The 21,209-nt window shown below is 33.1% G+C and carries 6 protein-coding genes; 2 read left to right on the top strand and 4 right to left on the bottom strand.

What is annotated here, in order from left to right; translation table 11 throughout:
* Positions 1 to 241 precede the first annotated feature (241 nt).
* Together H3S88_RS06060 and H3S88_RS06065 are read left to right on the top strand one after the other, a co-directional pair.
* Positions 242 to 1,654: an EmmdR/YeeO family multidrug/toxin efflux MATE transporter gene (locus H3S88_RS06060; RefSeq protein WP_198228245.1), complete on the top strand. Its 1,413-nt coding sequence runs from the start codon at positions 242 to 244 to the stop codon at positions 1,652 to 1,654.
* Positions 1,655 to 2,133: 479 nt separating this feature from the next.
* The gene (locus H3S88_RS06065) at positions 2,134 to 2,514 is read left to right on the top strand and encodes a hypothetical protein (protein WP_198228243.1); all 381 of its coding nucleotides are present in this window, start codon (positions 2,134 to 2,136) and stop codon (positions 2,512 to 2,514) included.
* A 166-nt stretch (positions 2,515 to 2,680) separates the two neighbouring features.
* Here the strand turns inward: H3S88_RS06065 and H3S88_RS06070 are convergent, their stop codons facing one another.
* From H3S88_RS06070 to H3S88_RS06085, 4 genes are all read right to left on the bottom strand, one after another.
* Positions 2,681 to 3,700, bottom strand: coding sequence for an SPFH domain-containing protein (locus tag H3S88_RS06070; protein ID WP_198228241.1), 1,020 nt, complete (start codon positions 3,698 to 3,700; stop codon positions 2,681 to 2,683).
* Positions 3,701 to 3,717: 17 nt separating this feature from the next.
* Positions 3,718 to 5,112, bottom strand: coding sequence for a hypothetical protein (locus H3S88_RS06075; RefSeq protein WP_198228239.1), 1,395 nt, complete (start codon positions 5,110 to 5,112; stop codon positions 3,718 to 3,720).
* Positions 5,113 to 5,198: 86 nt separating this feature from the next.
* Entirely contained in the window at positions 5,199 to 5,864 is a 666-nt protein-coding gene (locus tag H3S88_RS06080) for a 4'-phosphopantetheinyl transferase superfamily protein (RefSeq protein WP_086327012.1), read from the bottom strand.
* Positions 5,865 to 5,929: 65 nt separating this feature from the next.
* Positions 5,930 to 20,812 (bottom strand): non-ribosomal peptide synthetase, encoded by a 14,883-nt coding sequence (locus H3S88_RS06085; protein ID WP_198228237.1) that lies wholly within the window; start codon positions 20,810 to 20,812, stop codon positions 5,930 to 5,932.
* Positions 20,813 to 21,209 lie beyond the last annotated feature (397 nt).

Consider the following 21,209-nt stretch of genomic DNA (forward strand, 5'->3'; position numbering starts at 1 on the left):
ATTTAACCACGATAAGATAATACTGACTATTGTTTCAGGGCTGAATCAATTTATTTTATCAATAGCCTTTTTATTGTCCATTTTTTAATGATACATCAAATTTCGCGATGACTTTAGATGATCAATTTTTTAGTTAACAGTATTATATTAATAAAGTTTATTTTTGAAACATAAGTTCATTTTTATGAAATAAAAGAGTTATAATATCTGCAAAATTTTATGGACAAATTTAGGCTTTAAATTGAATGTTCAATTAGTTGATCGCTTAAAAAAATCACAATTATACCAAAAAAGACATTCAAACAATGTTTTGCTTTGGCGTGAGATTTTCCCCTTAGCCATGCCAATTTTTATTGAAAACCTATCGGTCATATTGATGGGAATTTTCAGTACTTTTCTTGTAAGTTGGATTGGTAATGCTGAAATGGCTGCCGTCGGTATGGCGGAAAGCTTTAATATGATTATTATGTCCTTTTTTATGGCTGTCGCACTAGGAACGTCCGTTGTAGTTGCTTTCAGTTTAGGGCGTCACAATCGAAAAAAAGCAGTTTCAGCGGCACGACAATCCATCACTTTACTGATAATAATCTCACTTTTACTTTTTGTTTTTGTAGAATTTTCAGGCTATTGGATTGTTGAAATCATCGCTGGAAAAGCTGAACCAAAAGTCAAAGAACTTACTTTAACCTTTCTTAAATTAACTGTATTAGGTTATCCTGCATTAGCTTTTATCTTAGTGGGTTGTGGTGCATTAAGAGGTGCAGGTAATACTAAACTACCAATGTATTTAAACATCATTATGAATATATTGAATTTATCAATAAGTTACGTATTGATTTATGGTGTATTTAATTGGGAGGGTTTAGGTTTTATTGGTGCAGGCATTGGTTTAACGGCATCACGTTACTGCGGTATGATATTTATATTAATCGTATTAACGATCAAACCGAGTCGAGCACTATTTATACCATTTAGAAGCTATTTTCACTCGTTCAATGCGAAAATTCTTATTGATATTCTGAGCATTGGTATCCCAGCAAGTGTTGAATCCGTGATGTTTAATATTGGCAAATTATTGACTCAAACTTTTGTAGCCGGTATGGGAACCTCAACCATAGCAGCTAATTTCATTGCCTTTTCGATTGCTGGATTACTGAATTTACCAGGAGGAACACTGGGATCGACATCGACCATTATAGTCGGTAAACGACTTGGAATGGGACAAACCTATCAACCGACCAGACAACTGAAATTTATCTTCCATTTGACCAATATATTATTGTGTTTTTTGGCGTTTCTATCCGTCCCATTTGCGGGTCTATTAAGCTCAATGTATACCGATAATCAAGAGGTTATTCAAATATCTAAACATTTACTTTGGTTAAATGCTTTATTCACCCCATTTTGGGCATCTTCTTTTGTCTTGCCTTATGGTTTTAAAGGTGCAAAAGATGCCAGCTACACCATGTGGGTAGCCATTGGCAGTATGTGGATGTGCCGAATTGTAGTGGGCTATATTTTTGGTGTATACCTCGGCTTTGGTGTTTTTGGTGTTTGGTTTGGTATGTTTTTAGATTGGATTATTAGAAGTTTATTCTTCTATCAACGATTAATCAGTGGCAAATGGCTATGGCGTCATAAGCAAAGAATTTAGTTGAATAATCTAAACAAAGTAAAAGCAATCATTGTATAAATGATAAATTAAATGCAATTTAGCTCAATGCATAACATATTGGTAAAAAATAATTTATTGAATAATTCAAATATTTCAGAAATGACGATATTTATTTTGTCGGCATATCCTATTTATTATAGTCAATAGTGATAAATTTACTGTAATGATTAGATATTATTTATTTAATCATTACATAAATACTCGATTAGCTAAGAATAATTAGTATCAAATGATAGTAATCTAATTAGCTAATAGATCTACTTTGCCCACTTCTCTTGTTCCACAAATCTATTATTTTCTATTTATTACTATTTTTGATGATAATTTTTCTTACTTGTTACTTCGGTGGTTAATTTTTATAAATGAAATGACAAAATGATGGAAAAAATCCCAAAAGATTTACTAGTTAGACAAAAAAGTATTGAAAATCATAATTAGGATAGAAACTTTCGTAAATAATGCGGTTTAAAATTGGGGAAGATTTAATTATCTATGGTGAACGTTATGCGGCACTGACCATTAACTTTAACCATGACAAATATATTTTGTGCTATCGTTACGGGTGGATGAAAGATTCAGGTATCGTTGATGAATATCTGGAAGAAATTACTCAACTCAGTTCATCTGTTTGCCAATTTAAGGTTGATGTTGGACTCAATGGGATTTGCCAATTTTATTATGCCAAACAAGATAATCAATGGATAAAAATAACGCGTAATTTTGCCGCAGGTAAAGGGAAATGGGTGGGTGCCAAAGTTGGTATTTTTGCCTCAACTCAAGCAAAACAACCAACCAACGGCAAGTGTGAATTCGAATATTTCGATATAATAGATAACTAATTGGCTAGAAAAAAATTGCTCAATAACATATTGATGAATTGAGCAATTTCTTGATATTGATTAAGTTTAAATGAATAATCACAACTATTCTTAATTTTAACTTATATCTGTTTCGGTAAAATAAACAATTATCAACAAACTTATAAATTTACTGTTACATCATTTTTTAAATCTTTTCAAGCAATTGAGCTTTTTTCGCATTAAACTCCTCTTGCGTTAAAATCCTAGCATCCGCTAGCTCTTTCAATTGTTTTAATTGCTTGATGATTTCTTCATTACTATTTGCTGTATTATTCGCTGTCGAAGCCGTATTAGTATTGTTTAGATCAAACGATTTAGCTAACTCCACACCCGCACCGATTTGTAAACCAGCTCCAGCAAGTCCACCTTCATTTTGTGCAGCATCACGTAGAGCTTTAAGTTTTTCATGTTCAACATAATTCAAGCCAACTTCTTTAGCCGCTAGTGCGTCAGTTCTTGAATCGGCAATTCTATTGATTCGATCCAATGTTTCTTGATTAAACGATGTTGCTTCAACTTGAAAATCATCCAAAACAAGACCTAATTTAGTAAAAGGAACTTGGAGATTATCTTTAATTTGTTGAGATAACATAATTAACTGAGAATCTATATTCTGATATGAATAACTTTCAGTCGCTAACTGTGATGAGATGGTAGGTATAATACGTGACATCATCAACTTATTAAGATCTTTTGCTGTATAAATTGAGTTGGTTCCAACAATTTCTTTGAAAAACAGCCCAGCATGCTCAATTTTGATCGAATAGGTACCATAAGCACCAAGCTCAATTGGAAATTGATATACACTATCAACATACTTAATTGGTGTTGCCGTTCCCCATTTCTGATCAACTAAGCTAGCTAATCGGAAAAAGTAAACATGCAGTTTATTTTCACTTTCAAAACTCTGTAATATTTTCACCAAGTTCGTAATAAATGGATGGTTTGATGTTGAAAGTTCGTAAATCCCCGATTTGATAATTACATCAATTACTTCGCCTTTGTAAACTAAAATACAACCTTGCCCAGGATTAATAATGAGTTTACTGGCATTTTTTATTTCGCTTGTTGGGGTTGGAAACTCATAGAATAAGACATCCGGCTCTTGGTTTGTCCATTCTATGACTGTTTTTAATTGTCTTTTAAAAAAATTGCCTAAAGCCATTTAGATTACCTTATATTTTATTTTTCTTGAGTTAATGTTATTTCTTTTGAAATCGTTCCATCGGAACTAATAATTGCATATTTATCACAGTTTTGTTTAGCAATAAAATTATCATTTAAATGAGTGACCTCTTTAATCCTAATCTTATCTTCCGATAGTGTCCACAATACTTTGCCTGTGTTTGTATCAAGTCTTTGGTAATTGTAATGTGAATCAGGGCTCGCACTCGCTTTAGTTTTTATGATTAATGAAGTATCGTCAAAATAAACAATTTCAGGGCTAAAATATAATCTGTTCGGCGTTAAATTTTGATGAGAAACTAATCGATATTTAGAATTTCGATAAAAAGTATTATCAATGTTATAAGCACTTGCCTCATCAGTGAATTTACCAGAACCATCTGTTCTTTCATCGCCTACATCAGCTGAAGTAAAGGTATAATAACTTTTGCCATCAGGGCTGACATAGGTGAATTTAATTAATTTAAAATCTTTATCATATCGTTGAGCAAAGCTAAAAGCCGTATGTTCACTGCTATCATTTACTTGATCAAAGTTCTTAAGTGCCATGTAAAAATCGTTATTATCGACATAAGCTTTGTCCTGAATTGGAAAATAATAAATTTTTTGCCCATCATCAGTAAGTATATGGAAAACACGAGCACCTCTTGTACTTTGAGCAGTGGTAATATTAATCGATGCGATACCCGTATTGTATTGAGGGTAATTTTCTAATAATGATGAGGTTACTTCCGTCAAAGTAAGTTTCTTTTTATCAAGTAGGAAAGCGGATCGTTTTCCTGCTGTTAGATAAGTTTTATCTTGAGTAAAATCATAGGAATCCCATTTTACGTTCCCAAAATTATCCAATTTTAAATCTGCAATTTCACTTTCTTGAATAATTTTATTAGCAAGCAAATCATGAACAACAAAAAAGTATTTACTTTGGCTTGATTGGCTGTATTTGCGTTGAGCAATGCTAATAATGAAAGGTTTGTTCTCAACTGCCGTTAATGAACAATAATGATAATTAACTTCTTTGACACTATTTTTTGTCTCAGCAGGTAAGGTTGTATCACTATTTGTTGATTTTGTTGTTTGAGTTACAGGAGGATTTGAATATGAATTATTCGAATAGGATTTTGATTTGAAGAATATTGAAATCAAACTACCGAAAACGATAGCAACAACGATACATGCAACAATAATAATAATTGATTTAATGTTAGCTTCATCAAGATAATTTGTTTGTGTACTATTCTGATTATGATATTTAACATTTACATTTATATCATCACTATCTAAAAAATATTCGGTATTACAATTTTCACAACGATAATGTTCAGGTTTTATTTCCGTTTTTTCTATACTGCCGCAATTTGGACATTTTATTACTTTAATTTGCTTTGCCATTCCGATTTACTCTAATTGTTATTTTATAAATGTATAATTTTTGTTATTTTATCTATTTTATATTTAAGTGTCACTTCAATAATTAATTACTGCCAAAATTGATCGAGTTGCAATGGAATCACTTGCACATTTTCAACGATTGGATATAAAGAAGCCAAAGACAACTTATATTCATTGGCAAAGCTTTGACTATAAACAAACCATCGTGTGTGGTTAATTTCCACAATCTCATCATTATAAAAGGGGAAAGGTAACTCAAACGAAGATGGTGAGAGATAGAATCCCTGCCCTTGAGCTTTCATAATTGCTTCTTTTAATGTCCATAATTGAAAGAAGTCAAAATTTGGATGATTAAGTGCTCTTTGGTACTCATTTTCTGTCATAACATCCTGATAATCAATAATATTGATGGGTTTAACATGTTCAATATCAATGCCAACTTCACCGTTACTACTGTATACACAAGCAACCCAATCATGAGAATGTGAAATATTGAAATGCCCTTTTATTGAACGAATAAATGGCTTTCGATAAAGACCATAATCCATGATGGGTAAGTGGGATTGTTGAAATTGTTCATGACATTGTAAAGAATAGAGCAACAGCATTTTGCCAACTAAACTGCGGCATTTATCTTGCTCAAATCTGAATTTCTCGATATCTAACTGCGCGGAGTGGCTAAGTATTTTTTTTTGATCTTGTAAAACAGACCACGATAGGTTATTGATATTCGCTAAATAAATGAAGTTCATTATCTTTACCTAAAAAGCATCCCCTTAAAATAAACTTTATTTTAAGGGGATAGTTTATATTAAGGTTATAAAATTTGAGCTAAGATCTCTTGTTCATGAGATAAAATTGTGTAGTGATCACAATCTAACTTAACTAATTTTAATTGAGAATTATCCTGCAAATAAGTATCAATATTATTTAATACATATTTTTCAGCTAAATCTCCACCTTGTTCAATCTGTTCAGCTTTAAACAACACAACTTGAGTCTGTTTCAATTGAGCAGATATTGGCTGTATAACGAGCTTGTTATCAATTTTTGCATAAACCTCAATCTGATCGCGTACATGGGCAGGTAGATTTAATCGATCCATAGCATGAGTAATGTTTACTGGATGATTATATTGTTCTAAATCCTGCTCTTTTAATAGCCAAGTGTCCAATAGATAAACTTCAATCTTTTCGATTCCTTGCTGCTCAAGTAGTACTGCGATTTGTAACGCAATGTTGCCACCTAAAGACCAACCAAGTAATTTGATTGGCTGATCTTTTGTTGCAACTTTACTGATATGATCCAGATAATATTGCGCTAATACATTGAGATCCTCAATAGGTTTGTCATGATATAAATTATAAGAATCTACACCAAAACAGCTGTATTTTGAGGATAACTTATTCGCTAATGATTGATAAACATCACAACCGCCTAATCCAGGGTGAATCATAAAAATTTGTGGTTTTTCATGATCAACTCTTAATTCCACAATAGGATTAAACTGCTGTTTAGCCGTTGAGATTTTTTTCGCTAATTCCCGAATTGTGTTGACACCTAAAATATCAACTAAACGCATTTTAACTTTAAACGCATCATTAATTCGGTTATTAAGCATCATAGCCAAGATACTATTACCACCTAATCGGAAGAAACTATCTTGCATACTAATTTCTTCAGCAGGAATTTTAAGGATATTAGCAAGGACTTCACATAATGTTCTTTCAGCATCATTTTCTGGCGCGACATATTCAACCTTATCGGTAAGCTCTGGTTTTGGTAGAGCTCGACGATTTAACTTACCATTTGAAGTAATTGGTAATTCAGTTAAATATATAAATGCTGACGGAATCATATATCCCGGTAAAGTTTCATTTAAATGAGCTTGTAATAATTGGCTATCAATCTCCTCATTAGCAAGATAATAAGCAACCAAATACTTACTGCCCGAAGCCTGTTCATAAGCGATAACAATGCTATGTTTGATTCCATTATACTGGGTTAACCGAGCTTCAATTTCACCAAGTTCAATTCTGAATCCGCGAATTTTAACTTGGAAGTCATTACGACCTAAATACTCAATATTACCATCAGCTAAAGAACGAACAAGATCGCCAGTTTTATAAATTCGACCGTTGTAATCTTGTGCTTTTTCTGCTTCCGTTTGGAACGGGTTAGCAATAAAACGTTCATTTGATAATGGAATGTTATTTAGATAACCTCTAGCGACATTATCACCACCGACATACAACTCACCTATTCCGCCAATAGGCACTGGCTGTAATAATTCATTAAGAACATAAGCAGAAGTATTAGCAATAGGTTTACCGATTAATACTTGTGAAATATTCGGATTATTACAATCATAATAAAGTACATCAATGGTTGCTTCTGTTGGTCCATAAAGATTATGTACCTCACAGTTTGGCATCAACACTTGGCATTTTTTCACTTCATAAAGATTAAGTGCTTCACCACTACAGAACAGATATTTTAATCCCTGAACTTTTGGAACCAAATTAGGTTGCGCTTCTAATGTTTCCACAAATGCAACTAACATAGATGGTACAAAATGTAATACAGTGATTTGTTCAGCTTCAATCAACTCTGCAAGATAGACATTATCTTTATAAAGTTCTGAATGAGCAAACACAATACAAGCACCATACCAATTCGCCCAAAATAGCTCCCACACCGACACATCAAAGGTATAGTTTGTTTTTTGTAAAATATGATCCTTTTCAGTAATCGGATATTCGTTATTCATCCAAATAATACGGTTTACCGCACCTTGGTGCTCTAACATTACACCTTTTGGCTTACCGGTCGTACCACTGGTATAAATCACGTAAGCTAAGTTTTTAGGTTGTGCTAATGGCGTTGGATTAGTTGTTGGATATTTACTCAAGCAATCAATCGTTTGTGAAGATTGCAAGTTCAATGCAACTTGATCCTTAGAAACTAAAGAATTGATCTTTTCGTAACTTAAGTTAGTCGTTAATACAACCTTAGCTTTGGTATCTTCTATCATATAACTGAGACGATCTTCAGGCATGTTAGGATCCATTGGTACATAGGCCCCTCCTGCCTTCAAGATAGCTAAGATACTTACCAACATATATTTACAACGTTCAAGACAGATCGCTACCAAATCATCAGGCTGAATATTAAAGTTTTCACGCAAATAATATGCTAGCTGATTAGCTTGTTCATTAAGCTCTTGATAGGTCAAGCGATCATTTTCATAAACTAAAGCTAGATTATTTGGTGTTTTTAATACTTGTCTTTCAAACAATTGATGCATTGTCACATCGGTTGGATAATCGCAACGCGTCTTATTCCAATCAAAGATCACTTTTTGATAAGTTAAGTTATCAATCAAACGTAAGTCTGTCAGAGTTTGTTGCTGTTGATACATCTTAGTAAATTGCTGCAAGATTGATTCATAAATAGTGATATAGTGTTCAATCGTCTGCGACTTATAGAGTTTAGTAGCATAATTGAACAAGCCCGTTATCGCTGGTTTAGAATCATCAAGCATCACAGTCATATCAAACTTAGCCGCTTGATAACTTGCATTGTCATTATAATAACGTTGCAATAAATTATCCTCTTTCCCATCTTCACCAAATGACTGTACGCCAAACATTACTTGGAAAATAGGATGCCTTGAGGTATCTTTTTCAATCGATAACGCATCAACTAAGCGCTCAAATGGTAGATCTTGATATTGTTGAGCTTGCGTAATTAATTCACTGGTCTGCAAAATGAACATTTTTAGGCTGTCACTTGGTTCAATACATTTTCTTAATGCTAATGTATTAACAAAGAAGCCAATGGTATTTTCTGTACCCTGATAATGTCTTCCAGCAATTGGTGAACCAATGACAATATCTTTTTGATTGCTAAATGAACTAAGTAGTAAATAGAAACCACTGAGTAGCACTGAATAAACACTAACATTGAGTTCTTTTGCTAATGAACGTATTTGTTGGCTGACATCATAATCAAGTTCAAACATGACATTTTGACCCGTATAATCAATTTGCTGCGGACGAACATAGTCAGTAGGCAAATTAAGCGGTTCAAAATCAGCTAGTTGATCTTGCCAGAACCGCAATTGCTGATTCAAAATATCACCTTGCAAATACTGCCGTTGCCATAAAGCAAAGTCTTTATATTGCACTTCAACAGGTGGTAAGTTAAGTGCAACCGCTTGATTACTATCACCTAAAGATAAAGCTTCATAGTATTGATATAACTGTCTGAACTCATTAATGAACAGATCAATTGACCAACCATCAAATGCAATATGGTGGATCACAATACTCATATAATTCTCTTGAGCTAATTGATAGCGACAAATCGAGATCGGTAACTCATGAGATAACATGAATACTTTGTATACATGATTATGAATCGCTTTATCTAATTCAGCTTGGCTATCACAATAATGATTTTCGATTGCTAACGGTTGTTGTTGCAAACTTATCACTTGTTGGTAGGCAACACCATCTGTGGTATTTTTAATTAATGAACGCAATACTTCATGGCGCTGAACAATTTCTTGTAACGCTTGCTCAACAAACGAGATATTAGTCTCTGGCAGAAGTTTAAATACTAATGGTATATTGTAGGCGTTGCTACCTCCTTCATAACAATCAATAAACCATAAACGTTCCTGCGCAAAGGATAATCTCTGTTCTTGTTCATTAGCCACCTGTTGTTTGGTAATTGATTGACGTTTTTGGTGATTACTGTCAATAAATTTCGCAATATCCTGAATGGTACGATAGGTAAAAATATCACCCACACGCACATCACGTTCGAAAGTTTTAGCTATTTTACTTGACAATTTAATAGCTAAAATACTGTTACCACCTAATCTAAAGAAGTCATCGGCCACACTAATTGAGTCGATATCCATCCCTAATAGTTCAGCAATATCTGCAACTAACTGTTGTTCAGTCTCTGTACTAGGAGCAACATAACTTTCTTGCATAACAAAATTAGGCATTGGCAATGCTTTACGATCAATTTTGCCATTCACATTAACAGGCATAACCATTAGATGAACAAAGGCTGCTGGAACCATATACTCAGGTAATGTTTGTTCTAAATAGCCGGTTAATTCATTCTGATCAATGGCTGTATCAGATACATAATAAGCAGCAAGATATTTATTACCTTGATTATTAGTCAGCGCCACAACAAGTACCTGCTTAATTTGAGGATGACTGATTAATCTTGTTTCAATCTCACCTAATTCAATTCTGAAACCGCGTATTTTAACCTGAAAATCATTACGACCAATATATTCAATATGACCGTTTGGTAAATAACGAACCAGATCGCCCGTTTTATAAATTCGAGCATTATAATTTTGCGCTTTTTCTTCACTGGTTTGGAATGGATTTGCGATAAATGACTGATTTGTCAATTCAGGGTTATTTAGATAACCACGACCGACACCCGCACCACCGATATATAATTCACCAATAACACCTGGAGGCACAGGACGCAAATATTCATCAAGAACATACAAAGTAACGTTTTTAATGGCTTGTCCCAAATCTGTATTTAGGTCATCTTTACTATAACGATGAGCCATAGCCCAGACAGTCGTTTCACTTGGTCCATAAACATTAATTAACTTGATACCCTGCTGACAATAACGATTCACTAATTTAGCATTAACAGCTTCCCCACCCACTGTTAAAACAGGGACTGAAAGCAGCTCATCTTGATCAAGTAAAGCTGGTGGGATAAAGGCAAAATCAATGTGTTGATCTTGGGTATATTTTGATAATGCTATAAAGTCTAATCGTTTATCTTCTGACAGAATGTGCAACTGATGACCATTAAGTAAGGCGTTATATATTTCGAAAGCATGCGCATCAAAAATATAATTTGAATACCACAGAACTTTTTTCTGATCTTGTTCATGATGACATGGTTGTAGATCTAGAACGTCTTGCTGAACTGTTGCTAAATTAGCTATTCCATGGTGTTCAATCATCACACCTTTTGGTAGTCCAGTGGTACCACTCGTATAAATAACATACGCCAAATGATGGGCTTGTGTTGAAGTAACCACATTGTGTTTATCAAACTGTGAAAGTTTGTTACCCATTGATGGATCATCAACAGCAATAACTTCTGGTTGCAATTGAGTTTTTAATTGAGTTAATTCTTTAGCATAATGAGCATGAGTTATCACACCTTTCGCTTTAGTATCATTAAGAATTAACTCTACTCGTTCTGCTGGTGTGCTTGGACTAATTGGCACATAAGCAGCCCCAGCTTTGAGCACAGCTAAAATACTTACTATCATATATTGCGATTTATCTAAATATAACGCAATTAAATCATCAGGTTGAATTGATAATTGTGATCGTAAATAATTTGCCAGTTGATTCGCTTGTTCATTCAAACTTTGATAAGTTAAATTTATTCCCTCATAAACAACTGCAATAGAGTCAGGTGTTTTCTGAACTTGCTCTTCAAACAATTGGCTCGCGAGTTTATGATGTTCAAATGAAACAATGTTCTTTTGTTGGTTAACAATTAATTGGTCATACTCTTGCTCAGTTAATAAGTTAAGCTTAGATGCCTCTATAGCTGGATTTTTAGCTAAATGTGTTAAGGTTAATTCTATTCCTTTCAATACACGTTTAATAGCTAAGTCATTAAAGAGTTCTCCAGCATATTTGATTTTAATCGATAGCTTACCAGCAGCCTCGAAGACCACAATTCCGAGAGGATAGTCAAGTTTTTCATGACCGCCTTGGAACACAATTTTTAATTCATCTTCTTCGCTTTCTGATAATGGGTAATTTTCAAATACAAATAATGAATTAAATAGACGTGTACCCGATTTTTGTAATTCAATCAGATTAATATTACTGTTATTATTCACATTATTAATGTGTGATTGTAACATTTTGATGGTTTCAATGACGCTACCATCACTATGCTCTAAAATTACAGGTAATGTGTTAATATAAAGCCCGATAGAATTTTCTATACCGTCAATTGGTAAATTACGACCCGATACCGTCATACCAACAACGGTAGTTTTGCTATTACCAAAAATGCTTAATTGTTGATGCCAACAATATTGAACCAAAGCATTCAATGTAAACTCATTGTTTTTACATAATGATTTTAATTGTTCACATTGTTGGGAACCAATCTCTATCGAAATTTCTTGTGGATCTTCAACGTATTTTTGGTCAGCTAAGTTAATATGTCTTAAATCCGCTTTAAGTAAGCTCTCTAGATTTTCAGGTTCAAGTTCAACATTAAGGTATTGTTTCCAGAATGATGCTGTCTCATTGGTTTTACTTTGTAAGTAAGATTGTGCAGCTAAATAACTGCTATCTTCTTGGATAGTAATCTCTTTTTGATGTAATAGAGCTAAATAATTTTGATGCACATCATTTAGTAAGACAGGTAAACTCCAACCATCTAAAATAGCATGATGATTATTAAATAAACATCGGTAATTCTCATCAGAACATTTAATTAAGGTCACTCTAAATAGTTGGCCTTTCATTAAATCATAACCGATTTGTTCATCTTGTTTAATCAATTTATTCATACTGACTTGTTGTTGATCTTGAGTTTGATTGCTAAGATCAACAAATTGCCAAGCAAAATCAGATTGTTTATCAATAATCTGTACCAGTTCTTCCTCCCATGAGAAACGTAATCGTAATGATGGGAATTTTTGCTGTGTAAGATGCCATGCTTGTTCAAGCAAATCAATATTCAGTGAATTGTGATAATCCCAAATCATCTGAATTCGATAAGCATTATCTGAATCTCCCTGCGAAACAGCATGATATATAAACCCTTGCTGTAAACTATTTGCAGGATAAATTGCTTCTATTTCTTTATCACTCTGTAATGAATTAAGCAGTATTGGAGAGATCACGTTATTAATATCAGATTGTGTCAAATAACTACGTTCAATCAGTACTAATTGATCAATGAGCTCATTAAGCTGTTGAGTAAAGGACGTAACTAAAGCTTCACCGTGTACATTATTGACGTATCCTGTAATAGCAAATTGTAATTGATCATCCAAAATACCACCATTAACGGATAAAAAGTCAGTCATGCGATTATTAGAAGACATTGCTAAACCGCTATCTTCATCACTAAATCGCCATTTATTAGCTTTTTCAGTACTATCAAATTGACCTAAATAGTTGAAGCTAATCGCTGGTAAAGCTTGTGTAATATAACCTACCAAATAGCCATAACCTACACCATGGTTAGGTATTTGTCTTAAGGTATCTTTAATCATGGCAACATTATTAATAACATTATGGTTATTCACCATTAGTTTAACTGGATACATACTGGTAAACCAACCAACCGTGTTATTAATATCCATTTCAGTGTAAAGATCTTCTCGTCCATGACCTTCTAATAAAATATAATGATCATTACCACTGAATACCAATTTTAACGCTTGTGCGAGTGCTGTTAATAAAATATCGTTAATTTCAGTTCCATATACCTTATTAACCTGACTAAGTAAACGAGATGTTTGCGTCTTAGACAGCTGCATTTTGGCTTGATATAGCGTATCAACACGATGTTGATCAAGATGATTATGATACTGATTAATATCAGCCAATATAGTTTGCCAATAAGCAGGTTCTTGCTCATTAGCAATGAGCGTTGGATATTGCTGTTGTTTATTGACCCATTGACGATAACTACTACCTTTTTCACCTAGAATATCTTTCACATTGATATTGGCATCAACAGATGATTGTTGGCTTAAATACTGATAAATCGCTTCTAGATCATCTTTAATGATACGCCAACTTACTGCATCAATATTTAAATGATGCGCAGCAACATGGATACGAGCAAAATTATCATCAAAACCAGTTAAATAACCAAAATGACATAATGCCCCTTGATTAAAGGTAAAATGACTTTGCCAATTGGTCAATAATTGGTGAATCTTATCTTGTGACCAACCAGAGATATTTTGAGTAGAAAATGGCAATCTCTCAGGCAGTGATTGATAAGTTGCCACTGAATCATGATAATTAACTCGTAACATATCATGATATTCAAGCAATTTTTGTACACTTAGTTTGAGTAAATCAACGTCAAGCATTGGAACTTTAAGCAAGAATGCTTGATTCCAATGGTGATAGTCTGGGAATCGGTCAACTGCAACTTCTTTAAAGAACCACTGTTGAATAGGAGAAATTTCAAGAGTTCCTGTTAAAATACCTTGTTCGGTTTCCACACTGATTTTTGCTTCATGACGATTATTAATCACATGATCGCTTAAAGCTTCTACCGTTCTTAAATTAAAAATATCTTTAATTGATAGATAATAATTAAGAGCCTGTTTAATTCGGTTGGTAAGTTGAATACTGCTAATACTGTCCCCACCGAGTTTGAAGAAATCATCATGAATACTGATTTCATTGGCTTGTAAACCAAGTATATTTGCAAAGGTTTGACAGAAAATAGCCTCTGTTTCATTTGTTGGACCGACATAGTTTTGCTCATCAAGAAGTTGTGGTGTTGGCAACGCTTTACGATCCAATTTACCATTCATGTTCATTGGCATAGCGTCAAGATGAACAAAGGCAGCCGGAATCATATATTCAGGAAGAGATTGTTGTAAATAACCAACGAGTTGTTCTTGGCTCAATGATTGTTTAGCCACATAATAAGCAGCAATATATTTAGCACCAGCACTATTTTTCAAAGCTAGTACTGCAGCTTGCTGAATATCAGGATGGTTGACTAAACAAGTTTCAATTTCTGCAAGTTCAATTCTAAATCCTCGAATTTTAACTTGGAAATCATTACGACCAATATAATCAATATTGCCATCCGCTAAATAACGCACTAAATCGCCAGTTTTATAGATTCGCGCATTATAATTTTGCGCCTTTTCGACAACAGTTTGGAATGGATTTTGGATAAATACTTTATCTGTCAGTTCAGGTTTATGTAAATAACCACGACCAACACCATCACCACCTACATAAAGTTCACCAATTGCCCCCTCAGGTACAGGACGACGTTGTTCATCTAAAATATACAGCGATACATTTGTCAATGCTTTACCGATTGGTACACTGTAAGTAAATGGTTCTTGTGCTAAGTTAGTTAAATAAGAAACAGTAAATACAGTGGTTTCAGTTGGGCCATAAGCATTAACCACATTGACATGCGGATAAAGTTGATGGCACTTATTAACATGATATGCGGATAAAGCTTCACCACCAACGAATATGTAATTTAATAATTTTAAATTAGCAACTTCATTATCGACTAATGCATTGAAGAAGGTGGTTGTACAACAGAAATTAGTGATTTTTTTATCACCAATTAACTTGTTAAACTGCTCTAAATCTAAAAATGTCTCTTTTTCAACAATAACCAGTGTCACACCATTAAGTAAAGGGGTGTAGAGATCGTAAACAGAACCGTCAAATTGATAACCAGAGATGCTTAGTAAACGATCGTTAGAGTTGATTTTGACATAATTAGCATTAACAATAAAGTTATTAAGATTTTGATGTTCAATCAGCGTTCCTTTTGGATTGCCCGTTGTTCCACTCGTATAGATAACATAAACTAAATCATGTGGTTTCACTTTAATTAAAAGATTATCTTTCGCATAATGTTTTAGATTATCGACAAAATCAGCTTGATCAACAGCGAGTATGGATACATTAGGGGCTAAATTAGTTACCTTCTCACAATGATTTTCGGTTGTAAGAACGGCTTTAACTTGAGCATCTTGCATTATGAATTCGTTACGTGTATCTGGAGCATTAGGATCCATTGGAACATAAGCTCCACCAGCTTTCAAAATAGCTAAGTAGCAGATCAAGATATATTGTGAACGATCAAGATAAAGACCAATCAAATCGTTAGGTTTTATATCAAAGTGTTCTTTCAAGTAACGCGCTAACTGATTGGCCTGCTCATTAATTTGTTGATAAGTTAGTTCAGTATTTTGGAAAATGACTGCAATATGATCAGGTACTTGCTGGACTTTTTCTTCAAACAGTTCTGCAATAGACTTGTCTCTTGCATAAGATTGAAACGGTTTATTTTTATCAAAGATCAGTTTATTGAAAGTAGCCGCATCGACTAAACGCATTTCAGTTAACGATTGTTCTGACTCACACATTTGAGCAAACTGTTCTAAAATAGTTTGATAAATAGTGATGTAGTGCTCAATGGTTTCTTGTCGGTACAGTTTGCAAGCATAATTAAATAAACCAGTAATAGCTGATTTAGAGTCATCAAGCATTACCGTCATATCAAACTTAGCAGATTGATAATTGACAGTTTCACTTTGATATAAAGATAATAGCTCTTCAGTTTTACCATTATGTATTGCTGACCCAAATGATTGTACGCCAAACATTACTTGGAATATTGGGTGCCGTGAAGAATCTTTCTCAATCGCTAATGCATCAACTAATCGCTCAAATGGCAAATCTTGATATTGTTGAGCTTGAGTAACTAATTCACTGGTTTGTAAAATGAATGATTTTAAACTATCTTTCGGATCAATACATTTACGTAATGCGATAGTATTAACAAAAAATCCTATAGTATTTTCAATACCTGAATAATTTCTACCCGCAATTGGAGAACCAACAACCACATCTTTTTGATTGCTAAAAGTACCTAATAATAAATAGAAACCACTCAATAATACTGAATAGACACTCACATTGAGTTCATTAGCTAATGAACGGATTTGTTGACTTATTTGTTCATTAATTTCAAAAGGAATATCATGACCTGTATAATCAATTTCCCTTGGACGCGGATAATCTGTAGGCAAATTAAGTTGTTCAAAATCTTCTAACTGCCCTTTCCAGAAATTTAATTGATTATTTAAAAAATCACCTTTTAAAAGATTACGTTGCCATAAAGCAAAATCTTTATATTGAACTTCGACTGCTGGTAAACGTAATGTTTCAGCATATTGGTTATCTCCTTGAGATAGAGCTGTAACATAATGATAAAGATTGACTAACTCGTCCAAAAAGATATCTGTTGACCAACCATCAAATGCAATATGATGAATGACAATGCTTAAGTAACTGTCACCAGCAAATTGATAACAGCAAACATAAATCGGTAATTCTTCGGATAAAATAAATGTTCTATGCAGATCCTCATAAATTGCAGCTTCAAGTTCTGCTTTGCTTGAACATTTTTGTTTATTAACCTTCCATGGGAATTGTTGTAAATCAATAACTTGTTGATAACCAATTCCTTGTGCATTGGTTTTAATTAATGAACGTAAAACTTCATGTCGTTCAATAATTGCGTATATTGCTTTTTCAAGTAGATTAATATCTGTAGTGCTTGTTAGTTTAAATACCAATGGAACATTATAAGCATTACTACCACCTTCATAAGAATCGATAAACCATAGACGCTCTTGTGCAAAGGACAATAATTGTTGTTCAATATGATCAACAGGCATTACACTAATTGACTGTCTTTTTTCCTGATTCTTATCAATAAATTGAGCTATTTTTTGTGCAGTACGGAAAGTGAAAATATCAGCCACTCGAATAGAACGGTCAAATTCTCGAGTCAGCTTACTTGATAATTTGATAGCTAAAATACTATTACCACCTAAACGGAAGAAATCATCAGTAACACTGATAGCATTCGCTTCAAATCCTAATAAAGTGGCTATTGCCTCTACGATTTTATGCTCAGAAGTTGAGCTAGGTGCCACATAGCTAGTTTGGGTCAGTAAGACTGGTTTTGGTAGTGCTCTTTGATCAATTTTACCATTAATCGTCACAGGCATAACGAATAAATGAACAAATGTTGAAGGAACCATATAATCTGGTAACAGATTGATTAAATACGCAGCCAATTCTGCTGAATCAAGTTCATTATCCGCGACATAATATGCAGCTAAATATTTATAACCACTTTGATTATTGAGTGCTAATACTGTAGCTTGTTTAATCTGTGGGTGCATCATTAATTGTGCTTCGATCTCACCAAGCTCTATACGGAAACCACGGATTTTTACTTGGAAATCATTACGACCGATATATTCAACATTACCATCAGGCAACAAACGGACTAAATCACCTGTTTTATAAATACGATCATTGTAATTTTGCTTTCGTTCATCTTCTGTTTGAAATGGATTTTTAATGAATACTTTATCGGTCATCTCAACATTATTCAGATAACCACGAGCTACCCCAGCACCACCGATATAAAGCTCACCAATACAGCCAATAGGCAATGGGCGTCGTTGTGGATTCAATACATATACCGATGTATTAGGTAATGGTACACCAATAGGAACATTGTTACCAAAAGAGGTTTGACTTTGATTTGTTAAATAAGTCGTAGCAAGCGTTGTTGTTTCTGTCGGACCATAAGCATTTACGAGGTTAACATTCGGGTATAATTTAAGGAATTTATTTACGTGAACGGCTGATAAGGCTTCCCCTCCAGCTAGAATATAGCGCAATTTTGCTAAATTAGGCAACTGAGCATCAACTAACGTATTGAAAAATGTTGATATAGCAAGGAAGTTGGTAATATGATATTGCTCAATCAACTGATTAAATTTATCCAAATCTAAAAGATTTTCTTTAGCAGTAATAACAACTCCAGCACCATTGAGTAAAGCACTGAATATTTCATAAATCGATGCATCAAAATGATACCCTGCAATACATACTATGCGATCTGACTCATCAACCTCGACATAATTAGCATCAATAATTAAGCGATTAACACTGTGTTGTTCAATTAATGTTCCTTTCGGATTGCCTGTTGTTCCACTAGTATAAATAACATAAGCTAAATCATTAGGTTTAGTTTCGATAATCGTATTATCGGTTGAATAATTTTGTAAGGTTGCAGTAAAAGATGGATCATCAACCGGAATACTTTCAACGGCTGGCATTAGCACATTCAATTTATCGACATAATGAGAATGTGTAATAACTGCACGAATATTGGCATCCTCTAAAATATATTTATTGCGCTCGTCAGGTGCTGTAGGATCGATCGGAACATAAGCGGCTCCAGATTTAAGTACAGCTAAAATAGCAACAATAATTTGCTCGGTACGATCTAAATAAAGACCAACTAAATCATTTGGCTTGATAGAAAAATGATCTTGAAGATAATGAGCAAATTGGTTAGCTTTGTTGTTCAATTCAGAGTAAGACATCTCAATTTGTTCAAAAAGCACAGCGGTATTGTTTGGTGTTTTTTGACATTGTTCTTCAAATAACTGAGCAATTATTTTATTACTCTTATAAGGTTGTTGAGTCTGATTTATATCATGAATTAAAAATTTTAAATCATCTTGATTCAGTAACTCAATATCATTTACTAAAATATCGGCTTGATCATTGCTTAAATAGTTAAGTAATTTTATAAACAGTTTTTGATAGAACATCACAAGTTGTTCAACTAGTTGTTTATCTAATTGCTGTTCACTAAATTTAACACGATAGTTAATACGGTTATTATGTTCTTCTTGTTCAAACACCAATTTATTAGATAAATCTATTTGAAATTCATGATTAACTGCTTCATCAATCATCCCATTGAGATTCATTTTATGGTCTCGAACAAAGGTTTGCACAAACGCTACATCCAGAATATTAGGATTTTCAGCAAATTGCATAATATCGTAAACTGGTAAGTATTTAGCACCCGTTTGTTTAACCTTTTTATAATGAGCCAGAATATTTTGAATAACAGATTCTAAGGTTGAATTTTCTTCAAAATGGTAAACAACAGGTAATGTATTAATATGAGCGCCGTAGATTAATTCTTTACCTTCATTAAAAGCAATGGGATAAACAAGAGGAATGGCGCTTTGAGATGTCATTTTGTTTAATAACAAAGCCATTACCAATTGACCGAATAAATAAGGTGTTATCTTATGTTTACGTCGTATTGCTTTAACTTGATTATAAATATTTTCGTCATAGCTAAAAGTAAATTCACTAATATAAGGCTTAAATTGGTTTAATTGCTTTGGTTTTTCGGTTGATAACTTTAAGAAAGTAAAATCGATATTTTTAACATCTTGTAACTCTTCTTTCCAGAAATCTTCCATCTGCTGTTTTTGCGTTGTTAGAATTTCATGATACGAATCATTAAGTTTTTCATGCATTTGAGCTTGTACTTCATAAGATGGTAGCTCATAAGGTATATCGTTATAGTATTGACTTAGTTTATCCCAAAACTCCTGAGTACTTACTCCATCAACTAAAATATGATGGAATACTAAAATACTTCGATATTGTTCATGACCGACTTTTATAATATGGAATCGTGCAGGAATATCTTTCTCTAAATCAAAAGGCTCCGAAACTATTTTACTGATATCTTCGTTACTTAAGGGTTGATCATGATAAACTAAGAGAGTTTTTAAATCATCTTCGGTAATTGATTCTCTTTTTTTCCAAAAAATACCATCATCCTGATTTACAATGAAACTGCGAAAAACAAAATGCTCACTAATAATATTCTTGAAACTTTCAAAAAGTTTTTCTCTATTAAGCACTCCTGAGATTATATTATCAGAAACAATGTTGTAATCGCTCCTTGATGGGTTTGCTAGCCATTCATAATAAAATATTGATTGATAAGGAGTAAGTTTTATTTCTTTCATTTTTTTGCCTGTAAAATTGTATTAACTTTATTAATTTATAATCATTATGTATTTCTACTTTTTTTATTCTATAAAACAAGCTTTCATGTTTTTTATAAAAGCTTAGTAAATAATGCTTTTAATTTATTCATTCTTTACAATTGACAATATTATATAGATTATTTGTTCATGTAAACTGTTTAAGTAAAATTTAAATTAACTTTATGATATTAATCACATTTTATTCATTTAGTTATATGTAGAGGGATTTTTTTAGTAGGCTCCAAAAATGGAGTATTTTTGACAAAATAAAATATTTTTAAAAAAATTAAAAGTTTGCAAAACATTATTAAAATTTACAAATCTTAAAATTTCTTTACAATAATTATTTGATAGACAAATATTGGTGACTTTGATG

This window comes from Gilliamella sp. B14448G11, assembly GCF_016101765.1.
Classification (GTDB): Bacteria; Pseudomonadota; Gammaproteobacteria; order Enterobacterales; family Orbaceae; genus Gilliamella; species Gilliamella apicola_N.

Coding starts and splice junctions, on each gene's coding strand:
- H3S88_RS06075 (WP_198228239.1), bottom strand. CDS start 5,112: ATGGCAAAGCAAATTAAAGTAATAAAATGTCCAAATTGCGGCAGTATA.
- H3S88_RS06065 (WP_198228243.1), top strand. CDS start 2,134: ATGCGGTTTAAAATTGGGGAAGATTTAATTATCTATGGTGAACGTTAT.
- H3S88_RS06080 (WP_086327012.1), bottom strand. CDS start 5,864: ATGAACTTCATTTATTTAGCGAATATCAATAACCTATCGTGGTCTGTT.
- H3S88_RS06085 (WP_198228237.1), bottom strand. CDS start 20,812: ATGAAAGAAATAAAACTTACTCCTTATCAATCAATATTTTATTATGAA.
- H3S88_RS06070 (WP_198228241.1), bottom strand. CDS start 3,700: ATGGCTTTAGGCAATTTTTTTAAAAGACAATTAAAAACAGTCATAGAA.